The organism is Pantoea sp. OVA07A (assembly GCF_019969975.1).
Lineage (GTDB): Bacteria > Pseudomonadota > Gammaproteobacteria > Enterobacterales > Enterobacteriaceae > Pantoea > Pantoea agglomerans.
Genome location: NZ_JAHXYM010000007.1, coordinates 43,549 through 66,193 on the forward strand (window position 1 = coordinate 43,549; position 22,645 = coordinate 66,193).

The 22,645-nt window shown below is 58.3% G+C and carries 21 protein-coding genes; 15 read left to right on the forward strand and 6 right to left on the reverse strand.

Annotated elements, in window-relative coordinates:
• Positions 1 to 19 precede the first annotated feature (19 nt).
• The 3 genes from LC417_RS19285 to xylR all read left to right on the forward strand — a co-directional run bounded on the left by LC417_RS19285 (position 20) and on the right by xylR (position 3,989).
• Entirely contained in the window at positions 20 to 1,540 is a 1,521-nt protein-coding gene (locus tag LC417_RS19285) for a xylose ABC transporter ATP-binding protein (RefSeq protein WP_187505935.1), read from the forward strand.
• Positions 1,533 to 2,717, forward strand: coding sequence for a xylose ABC transporter permease XylH (gene xylH / locus LC417_RS19290; RefSeq protein WP_052270968.1), 1,185 nt, complete (start codon positions 1,533 to 1,535; stop codon positions 2,715 to 2,717). Before LC417_RS19285 ends, xylH begins: the two co-directional genes overlap by 8 nt.
• Before the next feature lie 93 nt (positions 2,718 to 2,810).
• Positions 2,811 to 3,989, forward strand: a complete 1,179-nt coding sequence (gene xylR / locus LC417_RS19295; protein WP_010672192.1) for a D-xylose utilization transcriptional activator XylR — start codon at positions 2,811 to 2,813, stop codon at positions 3,987 to 3,989.
• 58 nt (positions 3,990 to 4,047) lie between these two features.
• Here the strand turns inward: xylR and LC417_RS19300 are convergent, their stop codons facing one another.
• The 5 genes from LC417_RS19300 to LC417_RS19320 all read right to left on the reverse strand — a co-directional run bounded on the left by LC417_RS19300 (position 4,048) and on the right by LC417_RS19320 (position 8,317).
• On the reverse strand, positions 4,048 to 5,181 hold the full coding sequence (locus tag LC417_RS19300; protein ID WP_022624794.1) for an ROK family transcriptional regulator: 1,134 nt from the start codon (positions 5,179 to 5,181) through the stop codon (positions 4,048 to 4,050).
• Between the two features lie 305 nt (positions 5,182 to 5,486).
• Positions 5,487 to 6,227: a DNA replication protein DnaC gene (gene dnaC / locus LC417_RS19305; RefSeq protein ID WP_010258898.1), complete on the reverse strand. Its 741-nt coding sequence runs from the start codon at positions 6,225 to 6,227 to the stop codon at positions 5,487 to 5,489.
• Positions 6,227 to 6,763, reverse strand: a complete 537-nt coding sequence (gene dnaT, locus LC417_RS19310; RefSeq protein ID WP_010258900.1) for a primosomal protein DnaT — start codon at positions 6,761 to 6,763, stop codon at positions 6,227 to 6,229. Before dnaT ends, dnaC begins: the two co-directional genes overlap by 1 nt.
• Before the next feature lie 111 nt (positions 6,764 to 6,874).
• The gene (locus tag LC417_RS19315) at positions 6,875 to 7,555 is read right to left on the reverse strand and encodes a hypothetical protein (protein WP_010671597.1); all 681 of its coding nucleotides are present in this window, start codon (positions 7,553 to 7,555) and stop codon (positions 6,875 to 6,877) included.
• A gap of 75 nt (positions 7,556 to 7,630) precedes the next feature.
• Entirely contained in the window at positions 7,631 to 8,317 is a 687-nt protein-coding gene (locus tag LC417_RS19320) for an autotransporter (protein WP_010258902.1), read from the reverse strand.
• A 153-nt stretch (positions 8,318 to 8,470) separates the two neighbouring features.
• On the opposite strand from LC417_RS19320, the gene LC417_RS19325 reads away from it, so the two are divergent.
• From LC417_RS19325 to LC417_RS19365, 9 genes are all read left to right on the forward strand, one after another.
• Complete coding sequence (locus LC417_RS19325; protein WP_033773192.1) at positions 8,471 to 9,037, forward strand: DNA-3-methyladenine glycosylase I; 567 nt, start codon at positions 8,471 to 8,473, stop codon at positions 9,035 to 9,037.
• 110 nt (positions 9,038 to 9,147) lie between these two features.
• Positions 9,148 to 9,810, forward strand: coding sequence for an OmpA family lipoprotein (locus LC417_RS19330; RefSeq protein ID WP_010258904.1), 663 nt, complete (start codon positions 9,148 to 9,150; stop codon positions 9,808 to 9,810).
• A 135-nt stretch (positions 9,811 to 9,945) separates the two neighbouring features.
• Positions 9,946 to 10,926 (forward strand): LacI family DNA-binding transcriptional regulator, encoded by a 981-nt coding sequence (locus tag LC417_RS19335; protein WP_129063207.1) that lies wholly within the window; start codon positions 9,946 to 9,948, stop codon positions 10,924 to 10,926.
• Positions 10,927 to 10,991: 65 nt separating this feature from the next.
• Complete coding sequence (locus LC417_RS19340; protein WP_010258906.1) at positions 10,992 to 12,017, forward strand: LacI family DNA-binding transcriptional regulator; 1,026 nt, start codon at positions 10,992 to 10,994, stop codon at positions 12,015 to 12,017.
• A gap of 139 nt (positions 12,018 to 12,156) precedes the next feature.
• A complete protein-coding gene (locus LC417_RS19345; protein WP_223566243.1) occupies positions 12,157 to 12,906 on the forward strand; it encodes a sugar phosphate isomerase/epimerase in 750 nt (249 codons plus the stop codon).
• A gap of 9 nt (positions 12,907 to 12,915) precedes the next feature.
• A complete protein-coding gene (locus tag LC417_RS19350; RefSeq protein WP_223566244.1) occupies positions 12,916 to 13,881 on the forward strand; it encodes a sugar kinase in 966 nt (321 codons plus the stop codon).
• Between the two features lie 32 nt (positions 13,882 to 13,913).
• Complete coding sequence (locus LC417_RS19355) at positions 13,914 to 15,194, forward strand: MFS transporter (protein WP_010258909.1); 1,281 nt, start codon at positions 13,914 to 13,916, stop codon at positions 15,192 to 15,194.
• Positions 15,195 to 15,268: 74 nt separating this feature from the next.
• Positions 15,269 to 16,243 (forward strand): glyoxylate/hydroxypyruvate reductase GhrB, encoded by a 975-nt coding sequence (gene ghrB / locus LC417_RS19360; protein WP_010671603.1) that lies wholly within the window; start codon positions 15,269 to 15,271, stop codon positions 16,241 to 16,243.
• Between the two features lie 81 nt (positions 16,244 to 16,324).
• On the forward strand, positions 16,325 to 17,575 hold the full coding sequence (locus LC417_RS19365) for a valine--pyruvate transaminase (protein WP_223566245.1): 1,251 nt from the start codon (positions 16,325 to 16,327) through the stop codon (positions 17,573 to 17,575).
• Here the strand turns inward: LC417_RS19365 and LC417_RS19370 are convergent.
• Positions 17,572 to 19,023 (reverse strand): PLP-dependent aminotransferase family protein, encoded by a 1,452-nt coding sequence (locus tag LC417_RS19370; RefSeq protein WP_010258912.1) that lies wholly within the window; start codon positions 19,021 to 19,023, stop codon positions 17,572 to 17,574. The genes LC417_RS19365 and LC417_RS19370 overlap by 4 nt on opposite strands.
• Positions 19,024 to 19,190: 167 nt before the next feature.
• Here LC417_RS19370 and LC417_RS19375 point away from each other — a divergent pair, with 167 nt between their 5' ends.
• From LC417_RS19375 to LC417_RS19385, 3 genes are read left to right on the forward strand one after another with little or no spacing between them, the layout of a single operon-like run.
• Positions 19,191 to 20,657 carry a hypothetical protein gene (locus LC417_RS19375; RefSeq protein ID WP_111534705.1) on the forward strand — a complete coding sequence of 489 codons (1,467 nt, stop codon included), beginning with the start codon at positions 19,191 to 19,193 and terminating at the stop codon, positions 20,655 to 20,657.
• Between the two features lie 17 nt (positions 20,658 to 20,674).
• Positions 20,675 to 21,949 carry an acetyl-CoA carboxylase biotin carboxylase subunit family protein gene (locus LC417_RS19380; RefSeq protein ID WP_187508262.1) on the forward strand — a complete coding sequence of 425 codons (1,275 nt, stop codon included), beginning with the start codon at positions 20,675 to 20,677 and terminating at the stop codon, positions 21,947 to 21,949.
• Positions 21,937 to 22,644: a class II glutamine amidotransferase gene (locus LC417_RS19385; protein WP_022624802.1), complete on the forward strand. Its 708-nt coding sequence runs from the start codon at positions 21,937 to 21,939 to the stop codon at positions 22,642 to 22,644. Before LC417_RS19380 ends, LC417_RS19385 begins: the two co-directional genes overlap by 13 nt.
• Position 22,645: the final 1 nt, after the last annotated feature.

The window sequence follows — 22,645 nt, forward strand, 5'->3', positions numbered from 1 at the left end:
GCGTGAGGGAGAACAGTCGATGCTGCTGGAAATGAAAAATATCACCAAGCGTTTCGGTGCCGTGAAGGCGCTGAATGATGTCAGCCTGCAACTTGAGGCGGGCGAAGTGATGTCGCTGTGTGGTGAGAATGGATCGGGCAAATCGACGCTGATGAAAATCCTGTGCGGACTCTATCCGCACGGTGATTTTGAAGGGCAGATTCACTTCTCTGGCGACGACATTCAGGCGCAGACCATTCGCGATACCGAGCGTAAAGGCATTGTGATTATTCATCAGGAGCTGGCGCTGGTGCGGCAACTGACGGTGATGGAGAACATTTTCCTCGGTGCCGAACTGTGCCGTTTCGGCATGGTGGATGATGAAACCATGACCCTGCGCTGCCAGCAACTGCTGGCGCGGGTCGGGCTGAACGTTTCTCCCGCCACCCGGGTCGGTGAGTTAGGCCTTGGGCAGCAGCAACTGGTGGAGATTGCCCGCGCCCTTAACAAACAGGTCCGGTTGCTGATTCTGGATGAGCCGACCTCTTCCCTGACGGAGCAGGAAACGGACGTGCTGCTCGGCATCATCCGCAATCTGCGTGAACACGGCATTGCCTGCATCTACATCTCGCACAAGCTGAATGAGGTTAAGGCGATCTCCGATACCATCTGCGTGATTCGTGACGGCCAGCATATTGCTACCCGTCCGGCAGCGGGCCTGAGCGAAGATGACATCATCACCATGATGGTAGGACGCGAGCTGACCGCGCTCTATCCCCACGCGCCGCATCAGATTGGCGACGTGATACTGAAAGTTGAAAACCTCACCGCCTGGCATCCGGTTAACCGCCACATCCGCCGCGTTAACAATGTTTCGTTCTCGCTCAGACGCGGTGAAATCCTTGGCATCGCCGGGCTGGTAGGCGCAGGCAGGACGGAAACGGTGCAGTGTCTGTTTGGCGTCTGGCCAGGACGCTGGCAGGGCGATATCTGGATCAATGGCAAACAGGTCAACATCACCGATTGCCGCGCCGCCATTGCGCACGGCATCGCTATGGTGCCGGAAGATCGTAAAAAAGATGGCATCGTGCCGCTGATGGCGGTGGGCAAAAATATTACCCTGGCGGCGCTGGACCAGTTCAGCCACCGGCTCTCAACGCTGGATGAAGCGCAGGAGCAGCAGGCGATCAACGACGCGATCGGTCGGCTGCGGGTGAAAACCTCCTCATCAGAACTGCCGATTGGCCGTTTGAGCGGCGGCAACCAGCAGAAAGCGATTCTGGCGAAATGTCTGCTGCTCAATCCAAAAATCCTGATCCTCGATGAACCGACGCGCGGCATTGATGTGGGCGCACGTCAGGAGATCTATCTGCTGATCAATGCACTGGTTCAGCAGGGTATCGCGGTGATTGTGATTTCCTCTGAGCTGCCGGAAGTGCTGGGCCTGAGCGATCGGGTGCTGGTGATGCATGAAGGGCAGATCAAAGCCGATTTGATTAACGATAACCTGACTCAGGAGCAGGTGATGGAAGCTGCCCTGCGGAGTGAACATTATGCTTAAAAGTGAAAGTACCCAAAGCCGCCTCTCCGGCACGCCGGGCAAACCGTCACCGGGCAGGTTCACACTGCCTAATCTACAGGTTCTGGTGATGCTGGGCGCAATTGTGCTGATTGCCCTGTTCTTTACCTGGACCACAGACGGCGCGTGGCTCAGTGCGCGTAACGTCTCCAACCTGCTGCGTCAGACCGCCATTACCGGCATTCTGGCCGTGGGTATGGTGTTCGTAATTATCTCGGCGGAGATCGACCTGTCAGTAGGTTCCATGATGGGCCTGCTGGGTGGCGCGGCGGCGATATTCGACGTCTGGCTCGGCTGGCCGTTGCCGCTGACCATCGTGGTGACGCTGGTGATGGGATTGCTGCTTGGCACGTGGAATGGCTGGTGGGTGGCCTACCGTAAAGTGCCTTCGTTTATCGTGACGTTGGCGGGAATGCTGGCTTTCCGCGGTGTTCTGGTCGGGATTACCGATGGCACTACGGTTGCGCCGATCACGCCGGGCATGTCGCAGATTGGTCAGAGTTATCTGCCGGGCGGCGTCGGTTTCGGCTTTGGCTTTGCCGGTCTGGCGTTGTTTATGTTGTGGCAGTGGCGGCTGCGGCTGCGTCGTCAGCAGCTCGGACTGGCGCAGGGCGCAGCCAGCGGCACCGTCGGGCGTCAGGCGATCACCGCCATCTTAGTGCTGGGTGCCATCTGGTTGCTCAACGACTATCGCGGCGTGCCGACCCCGGTGTTACTGCTGGCCGTGCTGTTGCTGGCGGGCATGTTTATGGCAACCCGCACCGCGTTTGGCCGTCGTATCTACGCCATCGGCGGCAACATTGATGCTGCGCGCCTGTCTGGCATTAACGTGGCGCGTACCAAGCTGGCGGTGTTTGCCATCAACGGTGTGATGGTGGCGATTGCCGGGCTGATCCTCAGTTCACGGCTGGGCGCAGGTTCGCCGTCGGCGGGTAATATTGCGGAACTCGACGCTATCGCCGCCTGTGTCATCGGCGGCACCAGCCTGGCGGGTGGCGTAGGTTCGGTTGCGGGCGCGGTAATGGGGGCGTTTATTATGGCCTCGCTGGATAACGGCATGAGCATGATGGATGTGCCGACTTTCTGGCAGTACATCGTCAAAGGCGCGATTCTGCTGCTGGCGGTGTGGATGGATACGGCAACGCGGCGTCGGGTGTAATCGCGCGGGCGATCACATTGTGGCGCAAACAATTTTTTTGGCCCTTTCAGCCGTGTTATGCAATGCGCTGAGGATTTAAGGGAACGCGCCATCATGCATGAGAAACGCTATCGCATTACCCTGCTGTTTAACGCCAACAAAGTGTATGACCGTCAGGTTGTGGAGGGCGTCGGTGAGTATCTGCAGGCGTCGCAGACTGACTGGGATATCTTCATCGAAGAAGATTTCCGCTGCCGCATCGACAACATCCGGGAGTGGCTGGGCGATGGGGTGATCGCCGATTACGACGATCGCTCTATCGAAACCCTGCTGTCGAATGTCTCCGTGCCGATTGTCGGCGTTGGCGGCTCTTACCACCGGCAGGAGGATTATCCGCCGGTGCACTACATTGCCACTGACAACGCCGCGCTGGTGGAGAAAGCCTTTCTGCATCTGAAAGAGAAGGGCATTAACCGCTTCGCCTTTTATGGTTTACCGGTCTCCAGCGGCAAGCGCTGGGCACAGGAGCGTGAACAGGCGTTTCGCCAGCTGGTGGGACGTGAGCGCTATCAGGGCGTGGTCTATCAGGGCATGGAAACCGCGCCGGAAAACTGGCAGCACGCCCAGAACCGTCTCGCCGACTGGCTGCAGACACTGCCGCCGCAAACCGGCATTATCGCCGTCACGGATTCACGGGCGCGACACCTGCTGCAGGCGTGCGAACACCTGAAAATACCGGTGCCGGAGAAGCTTACGGTGATCGGGATTGATAATGAGGAGCTGACCCGCTATCTGTCACGCGTGGCGCTCTCTTCTGTGGCGCAGGGCTCGCGACAGATGGGCTATCAGGCGGCCAAACTGCTGCATCGGCTGCTGGATAAGCAGCCCTTACCGCTTCAGCGCATCCTGGTGCCGCCGGTGAAAGTCATCGCCCGGCGCTCTACCGACTTCCGCTCGCTGCGCGATCCGGCGGTGATACAGGCGATGCACTACATCCGCTTCAACGCCTGTAAGGGGATTAAAGTGGAGCAGGTGCTGGATGCAGTCGGGCTGTCGCGTTCTAATCTGGAAAAACGCTTTCGGGATGAGACCGGCGACACCCTCCATGCGATGATCCATCGTGAAAAACTGGAAAAAGCGCGCGAACTGCTGGCCTCTTCATCGCTCAACATCAACGAGATCTCGCAGATGTGCGGCTATCCTTCGCTGCAATACTTCTATTCGGTCTTCCGCAAAAGCTACGACACCACGCCAAAAGAGTATCGCCAGCATTTTGGGGAGAATGTGTTGTAGCAGGAAGCGTTCAGTCTGAGGTGGATGGATACCGGATGAATCAGGGCGGCTTGATCCACTAGATCATCCGCTGCTCACTCTGCTCCAGCACCGCCAGCGCCAGCCCGTTGGCCGGATCGATCCGCTGCTCAGGAAAGTGCAGCAGGGTATGTGCGGCGGTAAAGGCCAGCGCGTTGCCGTGTGCGGTAGTGCGCACCGCCTTGCAGAAGACTTCACTGGCGTTCCACGGACAATCAATGATGATGGTGGCGGGATTGAGCAGCAGCATAATCTGACTCAGCGCCGCACCCAGATAGCCACCCGCCTGCGCCATCACCTCATCCACCACCCGTGGCGCGCTGTCGCGGTTCTGCCAGCTCAGGCCAGGCTGACGCTGCGCCAGCTGCTGTTTAACCGCAGGCTGGCTGACCAGCGCTTCCAGGCAACCGCGGCGGCCGCAACTGCAACGCGGGCCGTCGGGCTGGACAACCAGATGTCCCGCCTCGCCCGCCGTCCAGCTGTGCCCGGTAAATACTTCGCCATGCTGTACCAGTGCACCGCCAATTCCCTCGGAAATACGCAGATAAAAGTGACCGCTCTCCACTGATAATCCACGCAGCTGTACCGCCAGCAGCGCAGCGGCTTTGACATTATTCATAATGCGGATGGGGAGACTGACGTGCTTACTCAGCGCGCCCAGCAGGTCAACATCCTGCCATTCGAGAGGCAATGAAATATGCATCCAGCCGCGCCGGGGATCGACGATACCGGGAAAACCCAGGCCAATGCCGAGCAAATCAGGATAGCTTTTCATCAGTTCCCGGCACAGCATCGCCAGCTCAGCCAGCAGTCGGGTCGGGTTACTGGTATCGGTGCGCAGCGTCTTTTCAGCCAGCACCTGTGAAAAATAGTCGCAGACCCGCCAGTGGATAACGTTGCGTTCCACCATGATGCCTGCGCTCTTGAGCTTTTCCGGTCGCAGGGTAATCCCGATTTTAGGCCGTCCGGCGGACGCGACGCTGACCGGCCCCAGCTCCTCTATCAGACCCTGCTCCAGCAGGTCATCAATGATTAATGAGACGGTATTTTTGCTGAGTGTCAGCGCCTCCGCCAGATCCTGACGCGACGTCACGCGCAGCTTACGCAGCTGAGTCATCACCCGTTTCTGGTTATTCAGTCGCAGTAGTGCAGGGCCTTTGCCGTTCGTTTTCATTACGGGTTCACTCAACAGAGGAGTAAGAATTGAGTGTATCAGCCCATACGTATTCCACATCCCACACTTTTGCGGGCGGTTTCACACAACCCGATCGCCTGTGGCTAAGATCGTGACCGCGATCAGATCGTGGGATTAATGCCGGGTTTTCTGCTGCACCAGTGGCCGGACGTCGGAATGATCCTGACTCAGCGCGTCCGGCTGCGCCGGGCATGGGCGGAAGGGCAAAGGCGGTATAGCGCGTCGTTATGAAGAGGGGCTTCAGGCCCGATGAGCGCAGTGACCCGGCGCTGCCGGGTCACTGTTTAATATTCGTCGCCGCGTACCCGACTGCGATAGCTTTCCCAGTCGAAGCGCACCCACAGGCTGTTGCCAAGGCGCATACGGTCCATGACACGTTCGCCCAGCAGCGTATTCATGCCCGCATGGTCGAGGTTAGATAACATGCCGGTCGGGCGTTTCGAGGAGGATCGGCGATCGACAATCTGGTTAATAATCACTTTTTCGTAGCGCGATTCGCTCTGCATACCGATCTCATCAATCACCAGCAGATCAACACTGCTGAGATCCTGAATCAGCCGCTCTTCGGTAATGCCGCTGCTGCCACTGAAGGTGCCCTTCATGCTCGACATCAAATCAGCAACCGTCACGATCAGCACGCTTTTACCGCGCAGGATCAGGTCGTTGCCAATCGCGGCGGCCAGATGGTTTTTACCGGTGCCGGGACGGCCTGAAAAGACAAAACTGGCGATGCTGCCATCAAATTCAGCGGCATACTGACGCGCCAGTTCCAGCGCCTTGCGCTGTCCCTCATTCTCTACCCGGTAATTATCAAATGAGCAGTTCATATGCAGCTCGCGAATGCCGGAACGGCCCATTACGCGCTGCATTTTCATTGCGCGATTCTCACGCACAATCGCCTCTGATCGCAGACGACCCTGCTCCTGATTCCACGCCAGTAGCTCTTCGCCATTGGCAAATTTAGGACGGGTGCCTGCGGGCATCATTTTTTTCAGACGGTTAAAGAGATCGTTTGGCGTTTTCATCATTCACCTCGGAAACCATCGGGAATGGTACGGTCAGGATCGGGCAACTGCGTGATATCACGCTTCGGTTGCCCGCCGTTTGCGGCACGGTTCATCTGAATGCTGCGTGCCAGTTTCTGTTGCCACTGTACATGATGGAACATCCGGCCTTCCGCCTGCCAGTAAGCCACAAAGGCCGCCAGCTCGCTGGGGGTCACCGGTTCGCCCAGCGACACACCCCAGATCGCGGCCTGGCGCGTAAAGTCGGCATCCGGCTGCCAGCCCTGATACATGGCGAACTTACCAGCCGGCGTATGGATCGCGGCGGGAGAATCGTCATACAGGCTGTCATCCAGCGCCACATCATTCGGCTGCCGGGCGGCGGCTTCCAGCGCCAGCAGCTCAGCCAGACGCTTAGGTGTGATGGCGTACATCACCGGCGCATAATTATCTAACACCGCCAGCGTGCCCTTTTCCGCCTGCTGCAGGGCAGTCAGCGGATCCTGTCGGAAGGCATCCAGGCCAATGAGCGTTGAAGTTAAGATTTTAGCTGACATGAAAAGACCTGAGGTTAACGAACACCTTGCGCCGGGAACCCGTCGCCGACGCAGAAGTGTTTATTGTACCTTTTTTAATGATGCGGATCGCTTAAAAAGCAAGAGTGCGGATCAGTGCGAGGTGACCGGAGAAGTGGCGTGACGGGCCGGTGCAGATTCGGTGGCGTGCACGCTGACGGCAGCGGCGGCCGGACGGGTCTGCCATAAATAGCGAACCGAGGCCAGCCAGCACAGGCCGTAACCCAGCAGTTCGGTGCCCTCTTCGGCCATGTTTTTCACCACGCGGTTGTAATCTCCCAGCATCAGGTGCTGCCACAACGCATGAATACCAAACAGTCGTGAGAAGACCAGCACCACTAAAAAGCCGGAGGCCATCACCGGCCAGCTGCGGTGCTGCAGCAGCCTGGCCAGCGCATGCAGGGTTTTTTTCGGCGTTCGCAGCGCGACGGCCAGACAACCGGCCGTCACCGCCAGGGCGAACCAGATCCAGCTGCCATGCTGGATGGCATCAAACACAAAGTCGAGCTCACGGATCAGCATACAGCTATAGAAGCCCGCCACTAAGGTCAGCGCGCCGCGCTGAGCCGGACGGCGCTGGGCCGCAATAAAGAACAGGGCGGCAATCACCGCCAGCATGATTTCCTGGGTGGTTTCAGTAAAAGAAGTTTCGTGCAGCGCATCATTCATCCAGGCCACATCAATATAGATGGGCAATATCATCAGAGCGAGAAAGAGTGCTGCCAGTATGAAGACCGTCATTTCACGGCCAATAATTGTCAAATCGTTGCGCATAGTGTTACCAGTATAATGATTAGCGGACTCATTATATTTTAAACGCCCGATTCCCTTTCTCTTTTCATGCCCCGGTCAGAAGCTGGCGCTGAAGCCAAAGGTATAAAGTTGCTGCTCCTGGTTATTCAGCGCTTCGCTTTGTGAAAACGCGGCGAAAGCCGCCAGATTATCGTTCAGAGGCACTTGTGCACCGATGCTCAGATCGATGCCTTCGGACTGATCGGTGCCGTTCGTCGCCTCACGCCGGGGATTCTGCGGCGTGTCTGCCAGCAGATAGTGATAACTCAGCTGCGCCCAGGGCGATATCCATCCCTGCTGTGAATCGATGCGCCAGCCGACGCTGGCGCTCTGCTCACGACTCTGTTGATCGCTGTAGTCACATTGCAGACAGTTCATCTGCTGCGGATCAACGGCATACTGCGCCACCGGCCCGGTGGTAAATGACGGGGCAATGGGCAGGTCAACCCCAGCCCGATAGCGTTTTCCCAGCGGGGTAGTGCCTACGCTGCCGGTTTCACTGTGGACGGCGATGGGTGACGCGGTGGGAGAGTTGATGGCGGCTTCAAACAGGGCGCGGCTCTCATCGCTGAAGGCGAGTGGCGTCAGGGCGATCTTCTCCGCCAGAATCGTATCGTAGTCGGGCAGAAAGTCGGGATGTTGAGGCGCAGAGATGCCGCCGCGCGCAAAAGTCGGTTGCGTTAAGATTAACAGCCATACAGCACAGCAGATCCGCAGACCTTTCCAACCGCTTCTCGGCAACATCGCTTCTCCAGGCAAGGCTGAAGTTATTATCCGGCGTTTAAATTAAATTTCGGCCCGTCTCTGTTATTTAACCGGTGATCGTTTAACTATCAACCGATTAATTCTAAGATCAAGCGGACCGCTAAAATATTCTCGTTATAAAGGAACAATGCGATGCAACGATGTGGTTGGGTAACGCAGGATCCCCTCTATCTGGCTTATCACGACAGGGAGTGGGGTGTGGCACAGAGAGACAAGCGTGCGCTGTTTGAGATGCTCTGTCTGGAAGGACAGCAGGCGGGGTTATCCTGGATAACCGTGCTGAAAAAGCGCGAAAACTATCGGGCGGCGTTTCACCAGTTTGATCCGCAGGCGATTGCACAGATGGATGCGGCAGAGATCGACACACTGATGCTCAACAGCGGCATTATCCGCCACGCCGGTAAAATCGCGGCGATTATCGCCAACGCCCGCGCTTATCTCCAGATGGAAGCGCAAGGAGAGGATTTCAGCCACTTCGTCTGGCAATTTGTCGATAACGCGCAAATCGTCCACCATTATCCTGACTATAGTCAGGCTCCCACCACCTCAGAGCAGGCCATTGCGCTCTCGAAGGCGCTAAAGCAGCGTGGTTTCAAATTCATCGGCCCCACAATCTGCTACTCCTTTATGCAGGCCTGCGGGCTGATAAACGATCATCAGAGCAACTGTTTTTGCCATCCTGACAACCAAAAGGCGTAATTCCCGCTAAATCAGGATTTTTCCTCACTACATTCCCGGCCACCAGGCGGCATAATCGTGCCACTTATGGGAAAGGTTTTCCCCTGTGTGTCGAATGTAAGGGAACAAAAATGCAGAAGAAATTAATCGCCATCACCTTGTTATTAAGCGGCAGTCTGGCCCTGCCAGGTTGTACCACCAATCCTTACACCGGCGAATCTCAGGCGGGTAAGTCAGGTGTGGGCGCAGGCCTGGGTGCGTTAGTGGGTGCCGGTGTCGGCGTACTCTCCTCGTCGAAGAAAGATCGCCGTAAAGGTGCGCTGATTGGTGCTGCAGGCGGAGCCGCACTGGGCGGTGGCGTGGGCTACTACATGGATGTGCAGGAAGCGAAACTGCGCGACAAGATGCGTGGAACGGGCGTCAGCGTGACCCGTAATGGCGATAACATCGTCCTGAATATGCCAAACAATGTCACCTTCGACTCCAGCAGCAGCAATCTGAAACCTGCCGGCGCGAACACCCTGACAGGTGTTTCAATGGTGCTGAAAGAGTATCCGAAAACCGCGGTAAACGTAGTGGGTTATACCGACAGCACCGGCACCCGCGCGCTGAACATGCGTCTGTCACAGCAGCGTGCTGAAAGCGTCGCCAGCGCGTTGATCGTGCAGGGTGTTGCCAGCGATCGCCTGCGCACCCAAGGTGCAGGCCCGGATAACCCGGTTGCCAGCAACAGCACCGAAGCAGGCAAAGCGCAAAATCGTCGTGTTGAGATCACGCTCAGCCCGCTGGGATAAACGCGGTCGCCCCCGCCCGGGGGCGCCTTTTTTCTGTAAAGCATCGCGTTAAAAGTATCAGTAATGTTTCTGCGAATAGAGCCAGCAGAGGCTTTATGGTAGTCTGATCAAAAATTGATCAATGGACGCCTTCCCATGTCTCTTAAAGCCATCGCTGCGGTTTTAGGTCTTTCCGTAACGACCGTCAGCCGCGCCCTCAACGGTTATCAGGATGTCGCTCCGGAGACGCGTAAACGCATCGAAGAGGAAGCGCAGCGGCGTGGCTACCGGCCTAATGCGGCGGCCCGGCGTCTGAAAACCGGCCGTGCTAATGCGGTGGGGTTCGTCTACCCGATCGGTGCCTCTCCCCTGAATGGCAGCGACTTCAGCGACATGCTGCTGGCGCTGGAGCATCACCTTGCCCGTTATGACATTAACCTGCTGTTGCTGGCGGATAAGCAGCAGAGTCAGGCGACGCTGACACGCCTGCTGCGCAGTGGCGCCGTTGATGCCCTGATCGTCGGCCACACCACGCCAGAAGACAGTCGGCTTCATGCTCTGCTCCAGACCAATTTTCGTTTTCTGGCGCTGGGCCGCAGCGATCTGCCATCGACCTATGCGTGGTTTGATGTTGATCACCTTGCCGGTTCACAGCTGGCGGTGGGCTGGTCGCTGGCGCAGGGACGGCAGCGGATAGCCTGGCTTGGCAGCAATGAAAACAGTACGCGGGTGCGTGACCGGCGTCAGGGTTATCTGACGGCGCTGGGGGAGGTTACGCCTTATGCGATGGCGGCGGTGGCGCCGTCGCGTCGCGCCGGCTATCAGCAAACCCGGGAGTGGCTGGCAGAGGGGCCAGTACCGGAAGTGATCATCACCGACTGCGCTGCGCTGGCTGAAGGCGCGGCTCTGGCGCTGCAACTGGCCGGGCGTGCAGCGGGCGAGGGTGCCATTCTGCTGGCGGGCTGGGAAGGATTGCCGCGAGATGCGATTCTCGATCATCCCATTGTCGCCATTCGTCAGGCGACGCCGCATCAGGCCGGTGAACAGGTGGCTGAAATGGTCATCCGGCTGATTGATGGCGCACCGCCGGAGACGTTACAGACTCTGTGGCAACCCTGGCTGCAATTACCGGCGTAGCGCTTTTTGCGCCGGGCTTTGCTTGTGCTAGTCTCTGCCGGGTTTCTTATTACGCAGGATATCTCATGAAAATCAGGCCGCCTCGCGCCACCATCAGCGATGTTGCTCACGCGGCACGAACCGGTAAAACCAGCGTTTCACGCTATCTCAATGGTGAACTGCATCTGCTCTCTGCCGGTCTGAAAGCGCGGATCGAACAGGCTATTGCTGATCTCAGCTATCGCCCGAGTCAGATGGCGCGTGGCCTGAAGCGCGGACGTACCCGCCTGATCGGGCTGATTATCGCCGATATCACCAATCCCTATTCTGTTGATGTCATGAGCGGTATTGAAGCCGCCTGCCGCGAACAGGGCTTCACGCTGCTGATGTGTAACACCAATAACGAAGTGGATCTGGAGCAACACTATCTGCAATTGCTGAGCAGCTATCAGGTTGAGGGCATTGTGGTTAACGCCGTCGGGATGCGCGAAGAGGTGCTGAACCATCTGCAACAATCCCTGCTGCCGATGGTGCTGATTGACCGTAAAATCCCCGATTTTCCCTGCGATGTGGTGGGCCTGAATAACGCCGAGGCAGCTGAAACGGCAACGCGGCATCTGGTCGACAATGGCTATGATGCGCTGCTGTTTCTTAGCGAGCCGCTGGGCAGCGTCAACACGCGCCGTGAGCGCCTGCAGGCCTTCCGCCAGCTACTGGCAGAGCATCCGCAGGTTGAGCATGAGAATACGGAAGTGGCGCTGCATCAGCCCGCCGCGCTGGATCAGGCGCTGCTGGCCTTTCATCAGCGTCACACCGGCAAACGTTGCGCAGTGATGGTCGCCAACGGGGCGCTGACCCTGCAGGTAGCGCGATCGCTACAGCGACTCAATCTGCACTGGGGCCGCGATATCGGCCTGCTCGGTTTTGACGAACTGGAGTGGGCGGCGCTGGCCGGTGTCGGTATCACCACGCTGAAACAGCCCACCTGGCAGATTGGCTACAGTGCGCTGGAACGACTGATTACGCGCATCGAAGGCAGCGGATTGCCGGTTGCCGAGCAGGTCTTTTCTGGCGAACTTATCGTTCGCGGCTCCAGCCAGCCTCTTAACTGAATTTCAGATTTAACCTTCCGTTTACGTGCTCGCTTCGTGAGCACGATCATAATTTCACAGTTTGCTGCTTTGCTTTGGAACCGGTTCCATTTAGGGTTTTTGTATTCGTTATGGGCAGAACCCTGCCATGGAGTAGAACATGAAACCTGACATCATCGTGGTGACCGCCGCATATGGCCACGCACAAATCGCCGCTCTCGGCAGTCAGCGTGCGCTGCTGCCGATTATCCAGCAGGCGGGCGCAGACGGGGTCGAAATCCGCCGCGAACTGCTTGATGACGCGGCACTGGCCGATCTGCCGGCACTGGCCCGGGCGGTGGCGCAGCATCAGCTGCACAGCAGCTATTCGGTGCCCGATACGCTGTTTTGTGACGGCGGCGAAATCAATCCCCGTATAACCCACTACGTTGAAGAAGCACGCCAGTTAAACGCTCAGCGGCTGAAAGTGGCGCTGGGAGAGTTCACCGGTGCGCTGCCTCGCGAAGCGTTGCAGGCGCTGCTGGCGGATCTGCCATTTCAGCTGACGGTAGAAAACGACCAGACTGAGCATGGCCGACTGGCTCCGTCAGTCGCCTTTTTCACGGCGGTCAGGGAAGCGGATCTGCCGATCAGCATGACCTTTGATATGGGTAACTGGTGCTGGACTGGTGAGGATGCCGATCAGGCGGCGCAACAGCTGGCTGCGCAGGTGGGCTATGTGCATGTCAAAGCCGCCGTGGCGCACCAGGATAGCTACCGCGCGATTGCGCTGGATGAGGCTGATGACCACTGGCGCACACTGCTGCAACAGTTGCCCGCACAGGCACCGCGCGGTATTGAATTTCCGCTGGAAGGCGACGATCTGACTGCGGTGACACGCCACTACGTGTCGCTGCTGCGTAACGTGTAAGGAGTGAAGATGACCACGCATCACACTATGCATCAAAACGGTCCGCTTGATGTTGTCACTATCGGTGAAGCGATGGCGATGTTCATCGCCCGTGAAACCGGCGACCTGGCCGCAGCAGAGACCTTTGTTAAACGCGCGGCGGGCGCTGAACTCAATGTGGCGACCGGCCTGGCTCGTCTTGGCCTGAAAGTGGGATGGGTCAGTCGTATTGGCGATGACGCTTTTGGCCGGTTTATCTGCCAGCAGCTGGAAAAAGAGGGTATCGACCACGCCCGGGTGACGGTCGATAAGCGCTATCCCACCGGTTTTCAGCTCAAGTCCAAAGTCGATGACGGCTCTGATCCGCTGGTGGAATATTTTCGTAAAGGCTCGGCGGCCAGCCATCTGTCGGTCGACGATTTTGACGCGGACTATTTTGGTTCGGCGCGTCATCTGCACCTGAGCGGTGTGGCGGCGGCGCTTTCAGAGAGTTCGCTGGAGCTGCTGAAGCACACCGCCAAAGAGATGCGTGCGCGCGGTAAAACTATCTCGTTTGATCCTAACCTGCGGCCGGTGCTGTGGCGCAGCGAAGAGGAGATGCGTAAGCAGCTCAATCTGCTGGCGGAGTATGCCGACTGGGTACTGCCGGGCGAAAAAGAGGGGCTGATTCTGACCGGCTATCGTCAGCCAGAAGCGATTGCGGATTTCTATCTCGATAAGGGTGTGAAAGCGGTCGTGATTAAAACCGGTTGTGACGGTGCCTGGTATAAAACGGCGCAGGGCGAGCAGGGCCAGGTTGAGGCGATAAAAGTCGACAACGTGGTGGATACGGTAGGCGCCGGAGACGGCTTTGCCGTTGGCGTCATCAGCGCCCTGCTGGAAGGTCAGTCGTTGCCGCAGGCGATTCGTCGCGGCAACAAAATTGGTTCGATGGCGATTCAGGTCATTGGTGACAGCGAAGGTCTGCCGACGCGTCAGCAACTGGGCGACGTGTAGTTCGCGCCCCTCTACAGTCACAGGAGTTCCCGATGAAAAAGCAGACAATCGCGCCAAAACGCTGGTGGTTCATCATGCCCATCGTGTTTATCACCTACAGCCTGGCGTATCTCGATCGTGCAAATTTTAGCTTCGCTTCTGCTGCCGGGATTAATGACGATCTCGGCATCACCAAAGGCATGTCCTCGCTGCTGGGTGCGCTGTTCTTCCTGGGTTACTTCTTTTTCCAGATCCCGGGTGCAATTTACGCCGAACGCCGCAGCGTCAAGAAACTGATCTTCTGGTGCCTGATCCTGTGGGGCGGCTGTGCCTCACTGACCGGCGTGGTCAGCAACATTCCGATGCTGGCGGCCATTCGCTTTATTCTGGGCGTGGTGGAAGCCGCGGTGATGCCCGCGATGCTGATCTACATCAGCAACTGGTTTACCAAGTCGGAACGTTCACGCGCCAACACCTTCCTGATCCTGGGTAATCCGGTCACGGTGTTGTGGATGTCGGTCGTGTCAGGCTATCTGATCGAATCGTTTGGCTGGCGTGAGATGTTTATCTTCGAAGGGATTCCGGCGGTGGTCTGGGCGATCGCCTGGTGGTTCCTGGTGCAGGATAAGCCGGCGCAGGCGCGCTGGATGAGCGATGCCGAGAAAGCGGCATTGCAGGCTGAACTGCAGAAAGAGCAGGAAAATATTAAAGCAGTGCGCAACTACAGCGAAGCGTTCCGCAACCGCAACGTGATCATTCTCTGCCTGCAATATTTTGCCTGGAGCATCGGCGTCTATGGCTTTGTGCTGTGGCTGCCGTCGATTCTGCGTAATGGCACGCAGATGGGTATGGTAGAGGCGGGCTGGCTCTCTGCGGTGCCTTATCTGGCGGCGACCATTGCGATGGTGGTGGTCTCCTGGGCGTCGGATAAAACCCAGAACCGTAAGCTGTTCGTCTGGCCGCTGCTGCTGGTGGGCGCGCTGGCGTTCCTGGGCTCTTATCTGGTGGGATCGAACAATTTCTGGATGTCCTACACCCTGTTAGTGATTGCCGGTGCCGCGATGTATGCGCCTTACGGGCCGTTCTTCGCCATTATTCCTGAGATGCTGCCACGCAATGTCGCCGGTGGCGCAATGGCGCTGATTAACAGTATGGGTGCGCTGGGGTCGTTTATCGGTTCATGGATTGTCGGCTATCTTAATGGAGCCACCGGCAGCCCGTCCGCGTCCTACATCTTTATGGGATCGGCCCTGCTGGTTTCGGTGTGGCTGACGCTGATTGTGAAACCGGCGCAGAACAAAGCGCCGCCGCTGCAGGGTGCAAAACCCGCCTGAAAGCGTAAACGTTAGCCTCTATTTCTCCGGGCGGCCTGCAAGCCGCCCGCTACTTATTGACCGGGAGCCACCGAATGAAACCCGCTGTAATTCTCTATAAAAAACTGCCCGACGATCTTTATGCTCGCCTGGCTGAACAGTGTGACGTGACGGAAATCAGCGATCTCTCGCCGGAAAGCCAGCAGGAACATGCTGCGGCGTTTCAGCAGGCAGAAGGTCTGCTGGGATCGGGCGGTAAAGTGAATGGTGAGCTGCTGGCGAAGATGCCCAATCTGCGCGTCTGCTCCAGCGTCTCTGTAGGCTATGACAATTTTGATGTGGATGCGCTGAATCAGCGTCACGTGGTGCTGATGCACACGCCGACCGTGCTGACCGAAACCGTGGCGGACACCATGATGGCGCTGGTACTGAGTACCGCCCGTCGGGTGCCGGAACTGGATGCCTGGGTCAAAGCGGGCAACTGGCAGAAGAGCATCGGTCCGGCACAGTTCGGCATCGACGTGCACCATAAAACGCTGGGTATTCTCGGCATGGGACGTATCGGGATGGCGCTGGCGCAGCGCGCCCACTTTGGCTTCGGTATGAAAATCCTCTACAACGCCCGCCGCGAGCATGAAGAGGCGCAGTCGCGCTTTGGCGCACAGCGCTGTGAACGGGAGGCGCTGCTGAAGCAGAGTGATTTCGTCTGCATCAGTTTGCCGCTGACTGAAGAGACGCACCATCTGATCGGTGCCGCCGAGCTTGAACTGATGAAGCCGGATGCGGTGCTGATCAACGCTGGTCGCGGGCCGGTGGTGGATGAGAATGCGCTGATCGCCGCGTTGCAGGCGGGCAAACTGCATGCCGCCGGGCTGGATGTGTTTGAGCAGGAGCCGGTCTCTGCCGACTCTCCGCTGCTGTCGCTGCCCAATGTGGTGACGCTGCCGCATATCGGTTCGGCCACCCACGAAACCCGCTACGGCATGATGCAGGATGCGGTAGAGAATCTCCTCGCTGCACTCGGTGGAAGCGTCGAGAAAAACTGCGTGAACCCGCAGGCGCTGAAGTAATCCCCTCGCCTTTCCATTGCGCCCGCCCATGGCGGGCGTTATGGTGGACCCCCGATTCGCTATCACAAATATTTAACCGCTATGTCTTTTTCTCAGTTCGGCGACAAATTTACCCAACATTCCGGCATCTCACGTCTGATGGAAGATATGGGCGCGGGCCTGCGAACGCCCGGCACCATCATGCTGGGCGGCGGTAATCCGGCGCAGATCCCGGCCATGAACGACTACTTTCAGCAACTGCTGCAGCAGATGCATGAGGAAGGCAAACTCAGCGAGTCGCTGTGCAATTACGACGGCCCGCGCGGAAAAGCGACGCTGCTGGCGTCGCTGGCCGGGCTGCTGAGCGATGAGCTTGGCTGGCCCATCACCGCACAGAACATTGCGCTGACTAACGGCAGCCAGAGCGCTTTCTTCTATCTGTTCAATCTGTTCGCCGGTCGTCGGGCCGATGGCAGCAAAAAGCGGGTGCTGTTCCCGCTGGCGCCTGAGTATCTTGGCTATGCGGATGCCGGCCTGGAAGAGGGGCTGTTTGTGTCGGCGAAGCCGAACATTGAGCTGCTGCCTGAAGGTCAGTTTAAATATCATGTCGATTTTGAGCATCTGCCGATGAATGAAGAGGTCGGGCTGATCTGCGTATCGCGCCCGACCAACCCCACCGGCAACGTGATCACCGATGATGAACTGATGCAGCTCGATGCGCTGGCACAGCAGCATGACGTGCCGCTGCTGATCGACAATGCCTATGGCGTGCCGTTCCCCGGCATCATCTTCAGCGAGGTGCGCCCGCTGTGGAACCCCAACATCATTCTCTGCATGAGTCTGTCGAAGCTCGGCCTGCCGGGTGCGCGTTGCGGCATCATTATCGCTGACGAGAAGACCATCACCGCGCTGAGCAATATGAACGGCATCATCAGTCTGGCACCCGGCAGTATCGGTCCGGCCATTGCCAATGAGATGATCCGTCGCGGCGATCTGTTGCGGCTCTCCGAAGAGGTGATTAAGCCGTTCTATCAGCAGAAGGTGCAGCAGACCATTGCGATCCTGCGGCGCTATCTGCCGGAAGACCGTTGCCTGATCCACAAGCCGGAAGGGGCGATTTTCCTCTGGCTCTGGTTCCGCGATCTGCCGATCACCACCGAATTGCTTTATCAGCGGCTGAAAGCGCGCGGCGTGCTGATGGTGCCGGGCCACTTCTTCTTCCCGGGACTGGAACAGGCGTGGCCGCACACCCATCAATGTATGCGGATGAATTACGTGCCGGATGCAGAGAATATTGAGCGGGCGGTGCAGATTCTGGCGGAAGAGGTTGAGAACGCCTGGCGCGACAGCTAATCCTGCGTATCGGTTAACGACAGCTGGCACCACTGTGCCAGCTGCTGAATCGCCTGTTCCACCTCTGCATTCCAGCCAAAACCGGCATTCAGCCGGAAACAGTGATCGTAGCGCTGGTCGGTGGCAAAAATGTGGCCCGGCGCAATGCCGATGCCCGCGTTGCGCGCTTTCAGAAACAGCTCGCGCACGTTCAGCGCCTGTCGGGGCATCTCAACCCACAGCACATAGCCTCCTTCCGGATCGGACACCCGGGTTCCCGCCGGAAATTCCCGTAACACTGACTGACGCATTTCACGGATTTGTCGTGCCAGCTCACGCCGCAGCTTACGCAGATGAGCATCATAGCCGCCGCTGCGCAGCAGTTCCGCCACCGCCGCCTGCGACAGCACCGAGGTGCCCATGGTTGAGGTATATTTCAGTGAGGCGATTTTACGCATGTAGTTGACGCTGTGAACCCAGCCAATACGAATGCCTGGCGCCACGGTTTTAGAGAAGCCGCTGCAGAGAATGGCGTTGGGGCTGAAGGCGCGCATCGGGAAAGGGCGGCGTTCACCAAAGGCAGTATCGCCAAAAATATCATCCTCAATAATCACCACGTCGTTTTCATCCGCCTGCCGCGCAATATAGGCCTTATGCTCGTTGGGAATGCTTTTTCCCAGCGGATTGTTGACGTTGCACAGAGTGAGAAAGACCCGCACCGCCTTGCGCTGAAACAGCCCGGTGAGCTTCGCGACATCGACATACCCTTCCGGCCCGGCTTCCACTTCAATCACCCGTAAATTGAGGTTATGCAGCATCTGCAGCAGCACGAAATAGCAGGGTGATTCCACGGCGACCACATCGCCCGGCTGGGTCGTGGCGCGCAGCGACAGCGAGATCGCCTCAATGCAGCCGTTGGTGATCAGAATATCGTCAGCGCTGATATTGCAGCCGTAACCCACTGCCCGGCGGGCAATCTCTGTTTTCAGCGGCGCATAGCCGGTGCCCTTCACCGTATTCCCGAGCAGGGCCGGTTTGCTGTAGCCCATCTGACGCATCAGCAGGCCGATGCGCTTGACCGGATAGAGCGCACTGTCACCGTTGGCCAGATCGAGACGCACCCGGCAGTCTGAGCCAAGCATCGCCAGATGGAGTTCTGTCTGCTCATCAAGCGGCGCGATGGCGCGCGGCTGTTCACTGACGGCGGGCAGCTGACGCGAAGAGGGCCGCTGCGGGGCAACAAAAAAGCCCGATTTGGGGCGGGCAACAGCGTAGCGCTCATCTTCCAGCGTGCGCAGTGTCTTCAGGGCGGTGGTAAGGCTGACATTGTACTGCGTCGCCAGCGTGCGCACCGACGGCAGACGGCTGTCAGGTGCCAGCGAACCGGCATGAATGGCCTGCTTGATCTGTTCTGCGATCTGGCGGTAACGACTGCTCTGACTCTCCTGTTCCCCGATAATATCGGCCATCTGTTCCACCCCATATCGCGCTGATCTGTGCATATTCAACAGAGTACATTCAAAGTACTTTAGGCTGCATCTCTTAATTATTCATAACGCTAAACGGCCCGGCGACCCCGTCAGCCCCGGGCTTCAGACCATAAAGTGATTCTTTTCACCTGAGGAAAACGTGAGAAATGAATAATCTGTCCGCCATGATGAAGGAGATGGAAGCGTATCTGTCACCCGCCATCATTGAGTCCGCTCAGCGCTGTTCTCTTCGCCTGCTGGCAGCGTTGCCGGATCAGCAGCTGCTGGAGAATAACCGTGTGCTGCTCGCCTATGGCGGGGGAAAAGACAGCAGCTACATGGTGGCTTACGTGCGTTACATTCAGGGACTGATCTGGCAGCAGCAGGGCAGCACCTTTCATCTGCGGATCAGCACCAACCGTCATACGGCGATGAATCAGAGCGTAATGGAGAATATCCACCGCGTTTATCAGTCGCTGGCGATGCATGACGATGAACGGGTGGAGTGTCTGGTGGTGGATGGCCTGCTGATCCGGCCGTTTGACCGCGACCTGCCGATGCCGGACAGCGTGCGGCAGCAGAACCGCAATGACGTGCTGATGAATGGCCACCGGTTTCGCGCCGACGCGCGCTCGACCTTCTGCAACGCCTGTAATCTCAGCATGGTGAACTCCTTTGGCCTGGCGGCAGACTACAACGGTGGCGTGGATCTGATTGTTACCGGCGACTCGCCACAGGAGCAGGCCGCCTATGTCGCCTGGGCGCGGCACCTCTCACGGCTGTTTGATGCGCCGGTGGTGGACAAAAGCAGGGGCTTCAGCGGGTTTCTGCAGACGCTGGATGGCGTGGCAGAGCGCTACTTCAGCGATGTTTATGGCGCCGAGCAGCTGACGCCTGCGCACCGCATCACCCACCAGCTGGCGCGCAATCCACTGTTCTTCAACATCTATCAGGACACCGCCTATGAAGCGGGCGCGCACTGGGCACTGCTCAGCGAATTTATGCGCTTCCGTTTTGATGCGCTGATGTTCAGCTTCTCCGAATCCGACTGCGGTAATCCGACGCTGATGGCACACCTGCGCGGATTGCGGGCAGAAACGCTGCTGCAGCGCCACTATGCCGAAGGGATCCGCGAATATGTGCGCTTTGCGCTGGGACTGATGGTGAAGAAAGATTTTCCGCCCGCGCTAATCGATGAGATGGCGGCGCGCTATCAGGATGACGCCGCGATCCAGCGACAGCGGCAGCGCGCGGCGGACTTCGCCATACAGGCGTTTGACCTCAGCGAAGATCAGCTGATCTGCATGATCTACTCCCCGTTCCTGGCGCAGGGAGAGCAGCTCGGACACTGGCTGGTGCAGCAGCAGATTACGCTGGATGAGGCGGCCATCCGCGATCTGCTTGAGCAACGCAGTGAAGATCGCGCGCTGGCACAGCAGTTAACCCGGCTCTCTGGCATGACGCTGACGCAGATGCGGCACTGCTGGCAGAGCAAGCCGGTCAGTTCGCTGCTGGAGGGCAAAAGCGCCGATCCGCTATCGCGCGTGCTGCGTTTTGATCCCCACAAAGCGGTGATTCAGGTCAATAACGGTGTACTGAATGACATCGTGACAGAAATCATTTCCGGGCGTTAACCCGGTAAGGCGAGGCGATGAAAAAGATTTTTCTGCAAATTGGCGCCACCCGCGACGGGCAAAATCCTTACTGCGCGGTGGCGAAGCGCGACGGCTATTTTACCGTGCTGGCTGAAATGGGTGATTTCGTCGATTACCAGTCGTTAAGCCTGGCTCTGCCGTTTGATCTGATCATTCGCCTCGATCGCCCTGAGAATCCCTGGGAGGTGATGCAGGCCTATCTGCACGCCGGTTTACTGGCGCATCCGCTGGTGGTGCTGGCGGGCTTTGAAGCTTACAACGCCAGCGCCGGACGACTGCGCGAGATGCTGGCCGGGCCGGATGCGCCCGCTGCCTTTATTCCGCTGGATAAATATGCGCAGCGCATGGCGCTGAAAAAAGCCTGGCCGCGCTTCCCGCAGCCGGAGTTCCGCTTTTTCGCCTCGCCGCTCAGCATTCTGGATGCCGGACAGGCGCTGATCTATCCCTGCGTCGTGAAGCCGGTGGATGGCGGCGGCGGCCTGGGCATCTGGCTGATTGAGCATGCCGATCAGCTGCATAGCGTAGTGAAACAGCTGGTGCAGACCATGAATTACGGCGGACGCGGCTTCAGCGGCTTTATTGTGGAAAGCGCGCTGATCGGCGATGAGTTTTCATTACAGGGCGTGGTGCATCAGGGACATCCCCAGGCGCTGACCTGCTGCCAGAAGGTGATTGAGCAGCACCGGGATGCTGAGGGCTGCGTCAGCTTTTATGAGTCGGGGCATGTGGCGATGGCGGCAGCGGCCCTGCCGGTCTCGTTCAGCAGCCTGATGACCTTCTGTTGCGAAACCTTTGGCTACCGTCAGGGTGCATTTCATATCGATTTTATTGTGGTCAACGGCGTGCCGCATTTCCTGGAGATGGGGTTCCGGCTCTCCGGCATGGGTGTGGCGACGCTGGTGCAGGAGGCGACCGGCATCAACTGGGCGGAAGTCACCTTCCGGCTGGAGGCGGGTGGCGCGTTACCTGTCTTTGCCTTCACCACACCCGGTGCGGTCGGCCAGCTGCGGTTGCGGCAACCGGCGCAGCTGCAGGCTGCCGAACGCTGGATCGATCAGCATCAGCAGGGCGCGCTGTTACCGCCACTCAGATTGCCTGCGTTACAGGTTTCGTCACGCTCATCGCTCTATGCCGACCTGACGCGTCACGCGGGCATTCTGGCCACTTTCAGCCTGACGGCCACAGCGCGTGAGCCGATTATGACCACTTTTCAGCAGGTGATTACCGCGCAGCCGGTGGCGGCCGGGAGAGATAAAGTATGTGCAGGATGATTCTGGCGCATGGCCGGTTCGACAGCGCAGAGATTCTGGAGGCGGCGCGCGCCATGAGCTGCGGTGAAAGCGCCGAACACGATGGCCCGATCAAATCACACCCTAACGGCTGGGGCTGTCTGTGGCTCGAAGAGGGCGAGATTCGTACCCTGCACGGCACCGGCGCGTTCGCAGAAGCGCTGCCGGGTATCGATGTGGATCGCCTGCGCAGCCGGTTTCTGGCGGTGCATGTGCGGCACGCCACGCTGAGTAAAAATCAGGGACTGGCGTTTTCTCATCCGCTGTGGCGCAACAGCGCCGGACATCAGTGGTACATGATGCATAACGGCTTTCTGCCGACGATTTACCGTCAGCTCGGTCTGGCCGAATCGCGCTTCGATTCAGAAGAGTATCTGCGTTATCTGGTAGATCAGACCACGCCTGCCGATTTCACCCGCGACTATCTGCGCGCAAAGATGGCGCAGGTAGAGCCGGGCGGCAGCGCAGGGAATGCCATTTTCGTCACCCGTGACAAAGCCTGGGCGTGGCAGTGGTATCCGCACGACACGCCCTGGCCCGACTATTTTACGATGCATTTTCAGCAACAGGATGGTTGCACGCTGATCGCCTCTGAACCCGTGGCAATACCAGGCAGCGCTGGCAACTGGCGGCGAATGAACAATCATGAACTCTATGAAATACCGTTTAGGGAGTGAT

Bases quoted from the DNA above. Each gene is read 5' to 3' on its own strand.
- LC417_RS19330 (WP_010258904.1), top strand. From the start codon at position 9,148: ATGCAGAAGAAATTAATCGCCATCACCTTGTTATTAAGCGGCAGTCTG.
- xylR (WP_010672192.1), top strand. From the start codon at position 2,811: ATGCATGAGAAACGCTATCGCATTACCCTGCTGTTTAACGCCAACAAA.
- LC417_RS19340 (WP_010258906.1), top strand. From the start codon at position 10,992: ATGAAAATCAGGCCGCCTCGCGCCACCATCAGCGATGTTGCTCACGCG.
- LC417_RS19315 (WP_010671597.1), bottom strand. From the start codon at position 7,555: ATGCGCAACGATTTGACAATTATTGGCCGTGAAATGACGGTCTTCATA.
- ghrB (WP_010671603.1), top strand. From the start codon at position 15,269: ATGAAACCCGCTGTAATTCTCTATAAAAAACTGCCCGACGATCTTTAT.
- LC417_RS19375 (WP_111534705.1), top strand. From the start codon at position 19,191: ATGAATAATCTGTCCGCCATGATGAAGGAGATGGAAGCGTATCTGTCA.
- LC417_RS19325 (WP_033773192.1), top strand. From the start codon at position 8,471: ATGCAACGATGTGGTTGGGTAACGCAGGATCCCCTCTATCTGGCTTAT.
- dnaT (WP_010258900.1), bottom strand. From the start codon at position 6,763: ATGTCAGCTAAAATCTTAACTTCAACGCTCATTGGCCTGGATGCCTTC.
- LC417_RS19365 (WP_223566245.1), top strand. From the start codon at position 16,325: ATGTCTTTTTCTCAGTTCGGCGACAAATTTACCCAACATTCCGGCATC.
- xylH (WP_052270968.1), top strand. From the start codon at position 1,533: ATGCTTAAAAGTGAAAGTACCCAAAGCCGCCTCTCCGGCACGCCGGGC.
- LC417_RS19370 (WP_010258912.1), bottom strand. From the start codon at position 19,023: ATGGCCGATATTATCGGGGAACAGGAGAGTCAGAGCAGTCGTTACCGC.
- LC417_RS19385 (WP_022624802.1), top strand. From the start codon at position 21,937: ATGTGCAGGATGATTCTGGCGCATGGCCGGTTCGACAGCGCAGAGATT.
- LC417_RS19285 (WP_187505935.1), top strand. From the start codon at position 20: ATGCTGCTGGAAATGAAAAATATCACCAAGCGTTTCGGTGCCGTGAAG.
- LC417_RS19335 (WP_129063207.1), top strand. From the start codon at position 9,946: ATGTCTCTTAAAGCCATCGCTGCGGTTTTAGGTCTTTCCGTAACGACC.
- LC417_RS19350 (WP_223566244.1), top strand. From the start codon at position 12,916: ATGACCACGCATCACACTATGCATCAAAACGGTCCGCTTGATGTTGTC.
- LC417_RS19355 (WP_010258909.1), top strand. From the start codon at position 13,914: ATGAAAAAGCAGACAATCGCGCCAAAACGCTGGTGGTTCATCATGCCC.
- LC417_RS19300 (WP_022624794.1), bottom strand. From the start codon at position 5,181: ATGAAAACGAACGGCAAAGGCCCTGCACTACTGCGACTGAATAACCAG.
- LC417_RS19380 (WP_187508262.1), top strand. From the start codon at position 20,675: ATGAAAAAGATTTTTCTGCAAATTGGCGCCACCCGCGACGGGCAAAAT.
- LC417_RS19345 (WP_223566243.1), top strand. From the start codon at position 12,157: ATGAAACCTGACATCATCGTGGTGACCGCCGCATATGGCCACGCACAA.
- LC417_RS19320 (WP_010258902.1), bottom strand. From the start codon at position 8,317: ATGTTGCCGAGAAGCGGTTGGAAAGGTCTGCGGATCTGCTGTGCTGTA.
- dnaC (WP_010258898.1), bottom strand. From the start codon at position 6,227: ATGAAAACGCCAAACGATCTCTTTAACCGTCTGAAAAAAATGATGCCC.